The organism is Methanosphaera cuniculi, assembly GCF_003149675.1.
GTDB lineage: Archaea > Methanobacteriota > Methanobacteria > Methanobacteriales > Methanobacteriaceae > Methanosphaera > Methanosphaera cuniculi.
Map to the genome: position 1 here is coordinate 50,566 of NZ_LWMS01000046.1, position 11,738 is coordinate 62,303.

Annotated in this window: 11 protein-coding genes; 3 read left to right on the top strand and 8 right to left on the bottom strand. The window is 26.5% G+C overall.

Features of this window, described 5'->3' with window-relative positions; translation table 11 throughout:
- Positions 1–377 precede the first annotated feature (377 nt).
- Positions 378–527 (top strand): hypothetical protein, encoded by a 150-nt coding sequence (locus MSCUN_RS08365; protein ID WP_170104129.1) that lies wholly within the window; start codon positions 378–380, stop codon positions 525–527.
- A 1,287-nt stretch (positions 528–1,814) separates the two neighbouring features.
- Here the strand turns inward: MSCUN_RS08365 and lon are convergent.
- From lon to MSCUN_RS07605, 3 genes are all read right to left on the bottom strand, one after another.
- Complete coding sequence (lon, locus tag MSCUN_RS07595; RefSeq protein WP_211305560.1) at positions 1,815–4,286, bottom strand: endopeptidase La; 2,472 nt, start codon at positions 4,284–4,286, stop codon at positions 1,815–1,817.
- A gap of 74 nt (positions 4,287–4,360) precedes the next feature.
- Positions 4,361–4,525 (bottom strand): ArsR/SmtB family transcription factor, encoded by a 165-nt coding sequence (locus tag MSCUN_RS08505; protein ID WP_109583040.1) that lies wholly within the window; start codon positions 4,523–4,525, stop codon positions 4,361–4,363.
- Complete coding sequence (locus tag MSCUN_RS07605) at positions 4,446–4,658, bottom strand: ArsR/SmtB family transcription factor (RefSeq protein ID WP_095608852.1); 213 nt, start codon at positions 4,656–4,658, stop codon at positions 4,446–4,448. Before MSCUN_RS07605 ends, MSCUN_RS08505 begins: the two co-directional genes overlap by 80 nt.
- 152 nt (positions 4,659–4,810) lie before the next feature.
- Here MSCUN_RS07605 and MSCUN_RS07610 point away from each other — a divergent pair, with 152 nt between their 5' ends.
- Complete coding sequence (locus tag MSCUN_RS07610; RefSeq protein ID WP_095608853.1) at positions 4,811–5,266, top strand: pyruvoyl-dependent arginine decarboxylase; 456 nt, start codon at positions 4,811–4,813, stop codon at positions 5,264–5,266.
- A gap of 217 nt (positions 5,267–5,483) precedes the next feature.
- Here the strand turns inward: MSCUN_RS07610 and hisC are convergent, their stop codons facing one another.
- The 3 genes from hisC to MSCUN_RS07625 form a co-directional block, all read right to left on the bottom strand.
- On the bottom strand, positions 5,484–6,587 hold the full coding sequence (gene hisC, locus MSCUN_RS07615; RefSeq protein WP_095608854.1) for a histidinol-phosphate transaminase: 1,104 nt from the start codon (positions 6,585–6,587) through the stop codon (positions 5,484–5,486).
- A gap of 171 nt (positions 6,588–6,758) precedes the next feature.
- On the bottom strand, positions 6,759–7,226 hold the full coding sequence (locus tag MSCUN_RS07620) for a gamma carbonic anhydrase family protein (RefSeq protein ID WP_095608855.1): 468 nt from the start codon (positions 7,224–7,226) through the stop codon (positions 6,759–6,761).
- Between the two features lie 298 nt (positions 7,227–7,524).
- The gene (locus MSCUN_RS07625; protein WP_095608856.1) at positions 7,525–8,535 is read right to left on the bottom strand and encodes a PH domain-containing protein; all 1,011 of its coding nucleotides are present in this window, start codon (positions 8,533–8,535) and stop codon (positions 7,525–7,527) included.
- Positions 8,536–8,775: 240 nt separating this feature from the next.
- Here MSCUN_RS07625 and MSCUN_RS07630 point away from each other — a divergent pair, with 240 nt between their 5' ends.
- Positions 8,776–9,495: a UPF0280 family protein gene (locus tag MSCUN_RS07630; protein WP_095608857.1), complete on the top strand. Its 720-nt coding sequence runs from the start codon at positions 8,776–8,778 to the stop codon at positions 9,493–9,495.
- 65 nt (positions 9,496–9,560) lie between these two features.
- Here MSCUN_RS07630 and MSCUN_RS07635 read toward each other — a convergent pair whose 3' ends face one another.
- Entirely contained in the window at positions 9,561–10,694 is a 1,134-nt protein-coding gene (locus MSCUN_RS07635; protein WP_095608858.1) for a tetratricopeptide repeat protein, read from the bottom strand.
- Positions 10,695–10,720: 26 nt separating this feature from the next.
- Positions 10,721–11,437 carry an anaerobic ribonucleoside-triphosphate reductase activating protein gene (locus tag MSCUN_RS07640; protein WP_095608859.1) on the bottom strand — a complete coding sequence of 239 codons (717 nt, stop codon included), beginning with the start codon at positions 11,435–11,437 and terminating at the stop codon, positions 10,721–10,723.
- Positions 11,438–11,738 lie beyond the last annotated feature (301 nt).

The window sequence follows — 11,738 nt, forward strand, 5'->3', positions numbered from 1 at the left end:
ATGGTTTTATTATTTTTAAATAATTTAAATTTATCTAATTTATTTTAATTTTTTTTTAACTTTGATTTTTATAATTTTATATCCTAATTTCTAATTTTATATTGGAAATATTCAATTAGTAAATATTATTAGAAAAAAAGTTAATAATCAGTTATGCTATTCATAAATATTCATATTAAATATGATCATACTCTTATTGTTTGTATTTTACTTCACTATTGATTGTTATATTGTTTGTTTTTTGGGTTCTGTCAAAAATTGGGTTATTTAAAAAAAAGTATTATTTTTACACTTGATAATGATTTTGTTTTAAATGTTTTAAAATTAGAAAATAAGTCTGTAAAATTAATATAATTATAAGGAGTAGATATTTTTATATGTTAAAAGAAAAAATAAATACTCCTGGTAGTGTATTTAACTTAATTCTTTATAATCTTTTCGATTTTATAAAAAATTTTGAAAATAAAGTAAAATTAGAATTTAAATCAGAAAATAACTCTAAAAAAACAAATAAACAAAAAAAATAATGTTGAAAAAGAGAGTAATTATTATTTAAAAAAATGTTAAAGATATTTGTCCACATTGTGGATCAAAAAAAGTTATAAAATTTGCATATAAAAGAAAAAAATTAGTCATTTTAAATGAAAGAAAAGTAGAAGTTAAAATTCAAAGATATAAATGTAAAATATACAATAAAATATTTAATACAGATTTATTTAATTTTATTTTACCAAATTGTAATATTACAATTCCTGGAATAGAAATTATTCGAAGAATTTATTCAATTCATGGATTTAGTATCTATAAAATTAAGTATGAGTTAAAAAAACAGTTTAAAGTAGATATTTCACACTAAAATATAGAAAACATTATTAAAAACTATAAAAAATAAAATAAAGTAGAATTTTGGAGTTATTCAGGTTATTACTTATTTGATAGTCTTTGGACTAAAATTAACAGTTCGTGGAAGTATATTTTAGCTTTATTTGATGTTAAACAGAATACATTGGTTTCATTTGATTTAGCTTCGAATGAGTCTAAAAAAACAATAAAAAAAGTTTTTAGATAAATCAACACGTAACCAAAAAAGAATAGCAATAATAACAGATTTAAAAGAAGAATATAGACTTCCAATAGCACAATTAGGATTTAAACACTAATTTTGTAATTTTAACACCAAACAAAAGATAAATAGAAATATAAAAAAAGAAATAAAAGAAAATAAATTGTCAAAAAAATATATAAAAGAAATTAAAAAACGTAAAAAAGATATTTTTAAAATATTTGATTGTGAAAATATAAATTTAGATAAAAAGAAATTAAATGAACTTAAAAATATTACAAAAGACATTAAAAATGTTATTTCAATATTTTAAATGAATTTATTAAGCCTTACTTTAAAAACTTAACATATGCAATTGAAAATAGAAATATAGCATTTACAAGTAATAAAATTGAAAATTTATTTCAAAAAGTATTTCCAAAATCAATTAAAAAAAAAGAGAATGAAAACGAAATATGGAGTTTTAAACAGATTTGAGATAAAATTAGAATATTGGAATGATAATAACAAAGTTTGAAAAAACCAACCCAATTTTTGACAGAGCCGTTTTTTGTACTTTAGATATATTATTTTAGTAGTATTTTAAATTTTTAAAGTATTTTTTACATTTAATCTTAAATTTACTTTATTTTTTTAAAGATTTCTTTAAAATAGAGTAATAATTCTAGTAGTTTATGTATTAAAAAAAAGTAAGATAGTTAAATAGGTATTTAAAGGGAGAATAATTTAGTATTCTCCATTATTTAGTGTTTTAGTGTTGGTTTGTTATTTGTTTTAGGTTCATATGTAGTGTTTCAGGTTTTGGTAGTTTGATTTTTAGTGCTTCATAGATTACTTCGTCAATTGTTTTCATTGGTTTGAATGTTAGTTGTTCTTTTATTTCATCTGGTACATCTTCAAGATCTTTCATATTTTTTTCAGGTAGTAGTACTGTTTTTATTCCTGCTCTTTGTGCTGCTATTACTTTTTCTTTAATTCCACCTACTGGTAGTACTTTTCCTTGTAGTGATATTTCACCTGTCATTGCTAGTGTTGAGTCTACTGGTATGTCTGTAATTAGTGATGCTATTGTTGTAACAAGTGTTACTCCTGCTGATGGTCCATCTTTTGGTATTGCTCCTTCTGGTACGTGGATGTGTATGTCTTTATGTTCAATTTCTGTATCTTCAAGTAGGTTTGAGAATCTTGATTTTACAAGGCTTTGTGCTATTTGTGCTGATTCTTTCATTACATCTCCTAGTTGTCCTGTGAGTTTTAGTTTTTCAGCTCCTGGTGACATGAGTGATTCTACAAATAGTACATCTCCTCCTACTGGTGTCCATGCTAGTCCTGTTACTACTCCTGATGGGTTGGATTCTGATACTTTTGAGTAGTGTGCTTTTTCACGTCCTAGTAGTTCTCGTATTTCATTACATGTTACTTTGTATGGTAGTTCTATGTTTTCTGTTACTATTTTTTCTGCAATTTTACGTGTGATGTTTGCAATTTCACGTTTAAGTCCTCGTACTCCTGCTTCACGTGTGTATTTTTCTATTATTCTATCTATTACTTCAGGTTCTAGTATTATATCATTTTCTTTTAGTCCATGTTCTTTTAGTACATCAGGTAGTAGGTGTTCTTCTGCTATGTGTTGTTTTTCTGTGTTTGTATAACTTTCAAGTTCTATGATTTCTAGTCTGTCACGTAATGCTGGTGGTATTGTTTCAAGGTTGTTTGCTGTTGCAATGAAGAATACATCTGATAGGTCATATGGTAATTCTAGGTAGTGATCTGAGAATGTGTCGTTTTGTTCAGGATCTAATACTTCAAGTAGTGCTCCTTTTGGATTTCCATTTATTGATTCTGTGAGTTTGTCTATTTCATCAAGTATGAATACTGGATTTCTTGCTCCTGCTTTTTTCATTCCATTTATGATTCTACCTGGTAGTGCTCCAAGATATGTTCTTCTATGTCCTCTGATTTCTGATTCATCACTTACTCCACCAAGACTTGCACGTATATATGGTCGGTTCAGTGCTTTTGCTATACTTTTTCCAAGACTTGTTTTTCCTGTTCCTGGTGGTCCTACAAATAGTAGTATACTTCCTTGTTTTTCGTTTTTAAGTTTAAGTACAGCTAGGTGTTCTAGTATTCTTTGTTTGATTTTTTCAAGTCCGTAGTGGTCTTTATCTAGTTGTTGTTTTGCTTTTTGTATGTCTATTTCTTCGATTTCTGGTTTTTCCCATGGAAGTTCAAGTATTGTGTCAAGATAGTTTCGTATGATGTTTTCTTCAGCATTGTTTTGTCCTTGTCTTTCAAGTTTTCGTGCTTCTTTTAGTGCTACTTTTTCAACTTCTTCAGGTAAGTTTGCTTCTTTGATTTTTTCTGTGTATGTTTGTGATGTTTCATCATCTACCATGTCTAGTTCTTCTTGAATCATTTTCATTTGTTCGCGAAGTAGGTTTTGTTTGTGTGCTTCTGACATGTTGTCTGAGAGTTTTTTTGCTATGTCTACTTGTAGATACATTGCATCTTTTTGTTCAAGTAGTAGTTGTATTATTTTAAATGCTCGTATTTTTGTTGAGTTGATTTCTAGAAGTTCTTGTTTTTTGTCTATTGTTACTTTAAGATATGGGAATACTTCTGCTATTTTTTCATTTACGTTTTGTTTTTGGAGTATTTGTTGTAGTATGTATTCTGAGTTTGGTATTAGTTGTGATATTGCTTTGGATGCTTGATCTATACTTTCTTTTATTGTATATGCTTCATCTGTTGTTATGTTGTTTTCTTCTTGTATTACTTCATATTCTCCGAAGTATATTCCATGGTTGTCTGTGATTTGTGTTATGTGTACTTTATCTTTTATTTGGAGTTCTAGTAGGTATTGATCTTCTGTTTCTTGTAGGTTTTTAATTTCTAGTATTGTTCCTACATCATAGAATTCTACAGCTTCTCCATTTTCTGGTGGGAAGTTTTTTGGTGATAGTATGATTCCGTTTTCTTCTTCATTTAGTACTTTTAGCACGTTTTCAGCTTGACTTTTTTCAAGGTTTATTACCATATCTGTGTGTGGTAGTAGGATTGTGTTTGGTATGAGTAGGATTGGTAGTTTTTTTTCATTATTTTGGTTCATATTTTCTTGTGTCATTTCTTCTTTTGTTGTGTTTTGTTTTATATCTTCCGGTTTTATTATTTCTTCGTCTTTTCTTAGTTTTTGTGTAAATGAGAGTTTTTTATTTTTCATAATTATCGCATATCTCCTTAATTGGAATTAGTTTATTTTTTTTTTAAATTTTTTAGAAAAGATTTTATTTTTTTTTATGGGTTTATTATATTGTGGAAAAGTTGGTCGATATTTTCTTTTTGTTTTATCATGTGTTGGGTGTTTATATAGTAATATATGTTATTGCCTTTCTTGTCTGATTTTATTAACTCTGCAGTTCGTAGTACTTTTAGATGTTGTGATGCTGCAGGTTGTGTTATTTTTTTTTTCTGCTATTTCATTTACTGTTATTTCTTTTTTTCCCTTTGCAAGAAGGCTTATTATTTTTAAACGATTAGTATTACTAAGAATTTTAAATGTTTTTTCTAGTTTTTTCTCAGTTTTCGTTTCCATAAAATATGATATATAAGAGGTTACTTATATACTTTTCTATTTTAATAACAAAAAGTAACTAAATTATATTATTAATTCAAAAAGTTATAAAAACAACAAATAACAAACCTAAAAAATAACAATAAAAAAAATAATGGGGAGAAAAACTTACAATGAAAATATCACTAACAAAAGGAGCATCCGAAGGACCAACTAAACTAAATGCATTTGACAATGCACTACTTGATGCAAACATAGGAAATGTAAATCTAATACCAGTATCAAGCATGCTACCTGCAGAAGTTGAAAAAATACCAATGCCAGAACTAAAACCAGCTGAAATGACAAACTGTGTACTATCACACCAATACTCAGATAACCCAGGAGATGAAATAACAGCAGTAATAGCATATGCTCTAACAGAAGAAATGGGATGTGTAGTAGAAACCAAAGCAATAAACAAACCACTAAAACAACTAGAAGAAGAAGCACGCTTCATGGCAGAATACATGGTAGAAAAAAGAAACCTTGAAATCATAGAATATGAATGTATATCACAAACACACACAGTAAAAGAAAAAGCAAGCGTAATAGCAGCACTAATATATCATGATCCAATCAGACACTAAGAGAAAGTAAAAAAAAATAAAACACTTAACCACCCTCTAAACATACTACTTTTTTTCATAAAATATGAATTTACTAGTTAAAAACTTTTAAACTACTAAAAAAAAGAGCTATCTTATTTTAAAAAAAAGAAATACTAAAAAAAAGGGGATATGTAAAAAATAATTCCAAAAAAAAGGTATATTAAAAAGGGGAATTTAAATAAATAAATCCTCTTTTTTATCCATTTACTATTTCATCAAGAATTTCAATGAATTTCTCATTTTTAGGATGTGTTTCAATACTTATACGCATATAATATTCATCAAGATCACGGAAACTTGTACAATCACGTACAATTACACCACGTTTCATAAGCTCATCTGCAAGTTGAGCTGCTGTAAATCCACTATCATGAAGATCTACAAGAAGATAGTTAGATTTTGATGGATAAATGTGAAGATTATCAATATTACTTACACTTTCATATAAGTATTCACGTTCATCAATAGATTTTTTAATATAATTATTAATATAATCCTCATCATCAAGTGTTGCAATAACAGCCTTTTGTGATGGTACAGTTACACTAAATACAGGTTTTATTCTTGACATCTTCTCAAGAAGTTCAGGATTTGAAAGACCATATCCAATACGAAGACCTGCAAGACCAAGTATTTTAGAAAATGTTCTGATAATTAATACATTATCATACTTATCAAGTAAGTTAATATTATTTACCTCAGCAAATTCCCAGTATGCTTCATCTACAACAACAAGTGCATCAGTAGCTTCAATAATACGAATAATATCATCTTGACTTATAAGTCCACCTGTAGGATTATTTGGAGTACATAAAAATATTGCTTTTGTTTTATCAGTTATATTTTCAAGTACAGAATCAACATCAAGTGTATTACTTTCAAGATCCCATTTTGCATATACAGGCTTTGCACCATATACTTTAAATGTATATTCATAGTATGTATATGTTGGTGGATGTGTTATAAATTCATCTCCTGGATCTATTAATGTTTTAGCTAAAACATCAAATAGTTCATCTGCTCCATCACCTGTTACAATTACTTGTTCTGGTTTTACATTTGCATATTCTGCTATTTTTTCTTTTAAGTATTCATGATTAGATTCAGGATATCTGTTTATTTCATCTATTGCATCAATAATTGCTTGTTTTGCCTTTGGTGATGCTCCCCATGGATTTTCATTTGATCCAAGTTTTATAATATCTTCAGGACTAACACCGTATTTTTCCATAATTTCCTTTTTTGATCGTCCTGGAACATATGTGTCATATTCATCTATAATTGCTCGAGTTTTTACCATTATTAATCACATAAAAAAAATTTTATTATTATATTCTACTTTTAACTTATCTTTTTTATAACTAAAAAAACTTTATACTAAATAAAAAAAATAATATTTAAAAAAATTCTAAATATGGGGGGGGGGGAGAAAAATAATTGTAGTATAATTTAATATAAAATACTACTTCTTTTATTCATATTCTTCAAATGCTAAGTGTACATATTCATCTGCATTTTCACGTATACTTGCTATTTCTTCATCTTTTAGTTCACGTACTGCTTTTGCTGGTGATCCTATAATTAGGGATTTTTCTGGAAATGTTTTATTTTCAGTTACTAGTGATCCTGCTCCTACAAGGCAGTTTTTAGGTATATGTGCACCATTTAGTATTGTTGATCCCATTCCTATTAGCACATCATCATCTATAGTACATCCATGTACTGTTGTATTATGTCCAATTGATACATTTTTTCCTATTTTTACAGGTTTATTTTTACTTACGTGTAATACACAGTTATCTTGTACATTAGAATTATCTCCTATTGTGATTGGTTCATGATCTGCTCGTATTACAGCATTATGCCATACTGATACATTTTCACCTAGTTTTACATCTCCAATTACTTGTGCTCCTTCAAATATTTTTACATTTTTCATTGTATAATTCAACTCGCTATATCTTTTTTTAAGGTAATTTTCTTATTTTTTTTATACTTATTTGTTATATAATAGTAATGGAAGATTTATTTTTTTTTAGGATAAAATTATCTTTCCATATATTCTACTATTTTTTATGTAGATTAATATTTTTCTTATCTTATATAAAAATACTATGATTTTACTATATTATCTATTAGAAAGTTAAAAACTAGTTAATTAAATTTAAAAAAAGTAAAAAAAAAGTAGGGTGGTTAAAAAAAAGGGAGTTTCATTTTATCCACATATTCCCCCCTTTTTATTCATCATCTTGGTTGTATTTTTTAAACATTTGCTCATGTTTTTTGATAATATTATCATTATATTGTTTTTTATTTTTCTTAGATTTTTTATTATTATGTCGTTTTTTAAATGAATTATCTTTATCATTAAAGTAATTAGAGTTTCTTGGATTTCTATCATATTGTTGCTCTTCATTATAATAGAAGTAGTTATCATCATCTCTATTTTGTCTTTGAGGTTGTTGTCTGTAATTTCTTGGTTGTTCATATTCTCTTTGATTATTATATTGTTGTGGATATTGATTATGTCTTTGATTATATTTTTGTGGTTGTTGATACTCATTTGGATTATAACTATCTTGATACTCGTTATCTTGATACTCGTTTGGATTATAATTATCTTGGTATTCATTAGGATTATAATTCATTCGTGGTGGGTATTGCCTTTTTTGTTGATATTCTGGAATATTATACTCATCTTGTTGTTGTATTATAAGATCTACTACATATTTAGCATTTGGTGTATCATCAAGAATTATTTTTGAATTATCATGACCACCATATATTATAATATCACCAACATTAAGAAGTCTTTCAAGAACTGATTGTTGAATTTCTAAATCCTGAATTTTATCATATGACATTGTAAGTTTTTCATGTCTGAAAATTCCCCTATTAATAATAATATAACGACTTGTAAGAGTATATGTTGTATGATTACGATCAATTACATCAAGTGCAATTTTAATAATTACAAATAAAATAATTAAAATTAATATAAGCTCACAAAATGATGTAAGCTGGGGAATATCAACTCCAAAAGTATTTATTAATATTAATTGTACTTCTGCTACAACTGATAAAATTGGAACAAAGAAAAATGCAAGAAGAAATACTACAATAATTTTAGAAATAAAATTATCAGGATATGTAAGTAAGTTAGGCTTAGTTTCATATAAAATATTACCTGATCCACCATTAACTATATTCTTCTCATTTGAAGAACTATGATTTGGTTGTGGCATCATGTTTATTCATTATCTCCTTTGATTATTTATATTATCTATATTCTTTTTACGTGGTAAAATTTTTCATATATTTTAGTATAGAATACTTTTTATTCAATTTTTTTCCTGTTATCTGTTATATAACATATATAGTATAATATAATAATAAAATTTTATGTTACAAAAAAAATAAAACTAAAAAATAATAAAAAAATTACAAAGAAAAAAAAATGATGATAGAAAAAAATGGGAGGTGTTATTATGTATATTGAAGATATAAACCTAAATCAAACACATATTCTTCTTAAATGTGATGTGAGATATGATATAAAACCACAAATACTAAAAGATCAACAAATAATACAAAACACGATAGATCAACACCCAGAATTTATGAATTACACACCAATAAAACTAGAAAGTAATGATAAAATAATAAATATGATGATAGAATCATCAACACAAGCTGATGTAGGACCAATGGCAACAGTTGCAGGAAGTATAAGTGAAGATATCCTTAATCATCTTAAAAAACATAACATGAAAAACATAATAGTAGAAAATGGTGGAGACATAGCACTAAAAACAACAAAAAAAAGTATAATGAGCCTATATGCAGGAGATAAGAATCCATTTTCATATAAAATCGGATTTAAAATAAAAAATAAACCACATGGCTATGGAATATGTACATCAGCAAATATTGGATCATCACACAGCCTAGGATTAACAGATGCAACAGTTGTATTTAGTAGAAAATGCAGTTTATCTGATGCTCTTGCAACAAGAATAGCAAACAGTGGAACAGGTACTCAAAAAGATGAAATAATACAAAATGCATTAGAATGTGCAGATAACTACAAAGATAAATATGATGGAGTAGTAGTAATTAAAGATGATCTAATTGCAAAAGTAGGACACATACCAGATATTGTAAGTATAGAGGATGTAAAAAATAAATATGAAACAATAATAGTATAAGAAAAAAAATATCAGTACTATGAATACTACAATAAAAAAAAATAAAAATATAAAATTAGGATAGATTATAGGTTATCTAGACATACCTCTCGTAGAACCTGTGCATCTGGATTATTTGGATATAATATTAATACTTTACTAAAGCATTCTTTTGCTTTTTCAAATTCATCAAGTTCCATGTATGCTACACCTTTATTATTTAGTATAATAGGATTTTCAGCATCAACTTCAAGTGCTTTATCATAGCATTCTATAGCTTCTTCATATCTGTAGAGTCCAAGTAATGTGTTTGCTTTACTTGCCCAGATATTTGAATCATCATGATCATCAAGACATAATTCTAGTGATTTATCATATGATTGTAATGCTTCTTCACCTCTATCCATCATGTTAAGTATTGTTGCACGTTCATTCCATACATCAGGACTTTTATCATCTATTTGTATAGTTTTATCAAGGAATTTTAGTGCTGTTTCAAAGTCATTTAGCATTTCATATATTAATCCTCGCCAGTAGAGTATAGTTGGATTATGATTATTTATTTTAAGAGCTTGATTGTTAAATTTTAATGCCTTTTCAGGTTCTCCTTTATTAAGATATGCTATTGCAATGTTATTATATAAATATTCATTATCAGGATTTAGTTTTATTGCCTTTTTATAATGTTTTATTGCATCTCCAAATTGTCCAAGACGTGAAAGATTATCACCAATACGGTTTAATAGATTTACATCATCAGGATCATATTCAAGTGCTGTTTTATAACATATTGAGGATTGCTGGTAGTTTCCCATATCAAATAGTACATCTGCCTTTTTTATGATAATATTTTTCTGATTTATTGCAGAACCTTCCCACTGGCTTACATGTAGTTTATGAAAGTCAAAAACCTGGAATTTATCATCATCACTAGTATTATTTGGATATGTTTTTCTAAGATCAGCTTCAAGTTCTCGACTATTTTTATATCCTAGTTTTTCAATAATCTGTGGATCTTCCCTGATTTCTTTAAATGTTTTTATTTCCACATGATTTACTTCTGCTTCAAAGAGTTTTTCACGTTCTTTTGAAAGAATATTCCAGTAGCAGTAGAGTCGATCACCAGGATATAATGGATTTTTCCATAATCGTCTTATAGTAGTGTTTCTTTTTCCACTAATTAGATCAATATCTTTGTTTGATAATAGTAGTGTTGGCATATGTTTCCTCATATAATATTATTAATTTAATTTATTGTTTGATTTCCAAATTGTCCACTTTTCAGATGTAATTCATCAATACATATATTATTATCTAGATTTTCTAGAATTTCACGCATTTCTTCAGGATTTGGTTCATCTGCTGTTAGTAATGATACATCATATGTTGATCTGTTTCTAAATTGTTGTAGTGTATATTGGTTACATTGTATTTGTTGTGTTATTGTTTTTATATCATCTTCTGATAAAAGTTGTGGAACATATGTTGTTCGACATTCAAGAAATACATTATTATCTCGTATTATTTGTATTGACTTTGTTATTTTATCTTTCACATTTGATGGATATTTATCTGATATTTTATAATATTTATCTAGTGGTGCTTTTATATCCATTGCTACATAGTCAATATCATATATTACATCTTTTAGTAACTCTGGATGTAAGCCGTTCGTATCTAGTTTTATAAGAAGATCTAGTTGTTTTGCTTTTTTTATAAATTTCTTTATTACATCAAGTTGTAGTAGTGGTTCTCCTCCACTAAGTACTATTGCATCAATAAAATCTAGATTATCTTCAATTTCAGATATTGTATTTTCAATTTCTAAATCTGTTAGTTTTTCATGTTTTAGAAGTTGTGGATTATGACAGTATTTACATCTCAGATCACATCCTGGTGTAAATAGTACTAATGCCATTTTCTTCGGATAATCAAGTGATGAGTAGACAGGTTCTATATTCATAAAATATCACAAAAAATGGTGTAGGAATTTTTTTTATAAGTCTTTTATTAATTGAAAAAATAAAAAAGAGATAATTTTTTTAATTTAAGATAAAAAAAGAAGAACTCTTTTTTATCATTCTTTTTTCTTTGTATATTATAAATTTATTATAATTTTAAATATTTAAAATTTATATATGTAGTGTTTTTCATAACTTTTTGTACAAAAAAAAATTTTACTAATTTCAGAAAAAAAATATCTTTTTTTAAAAAACTTAAAAAAATAATCATATATATAAAAAAAATTAATAATTAATTTAAAT

Coding starts and splice junctions, on each gene's coding strand:
- MSCUN_RS07610 (WP_095608853.1), top strand. CDS start 4,811: ATGAAAATATCACTAACAAAAGGAGCATCCGAAGGACCAACTAAACTA.
- MSCUN_RS07630 (WP_095608857.1), top strand. CDS start 8,776: ATGTATATTGAAGATATAAACCTAAATCAAACACATATTCTTCTTAAA.
- MSCUN_RS07620 (WP_095608855.1), bottom strand. CDS start 7,226: ATGAAAAATGTAAAAATATTTGAAGGAGCACAAGTAATTGGAGATGTA.
- MSCUN_RS07605 (WP_095608852.1), bottom strand. CDS start 4,658: ATGGAAACGAAAACTGAGAAAAAACTAGAAAAAACATTTAAAATTCTT.
- MSCUN_RS07640 (WP_095608859.1), bottom strand. CDS start 11,437: ATGAATATAGAACCTGTCTACTCATCACTTGATTATCCGAAGAAAATG.
- MSCUN_RS07625 (WP_095608856.1), bottom strand. CDS start 8,535: ATGATGCCACAACCAAATCATAGTTCTTCAAATGAGAAGAATATAGTT.
- lon (WP_211305560.1), bottom strand. CDS start 4,286: ATGAAAAATAAAAAACTCTCATTTACACAAAAACTAAGAAAAGACGAA.
- MSCUN_RS07635 (WP_095608858.1), bottom strand. CDS start 10,694: ATGCCAACACTACTATTATCAAACAAAGATATTGATCTAATTAGTGGA.
- hisC (WP_095608854.1), bottom strand. CDS start 6,587: ATGGTAAAAACTCGAGCAATTATAGATGAATATGACACATATGTTCCA.
- MSCUN_RS08365 (WP_170104129.1), top strand. CDS start 378: ATGTTAAAAGAAAAAATAAATACTCCTGGTAGTGTATTTAACTTAATT.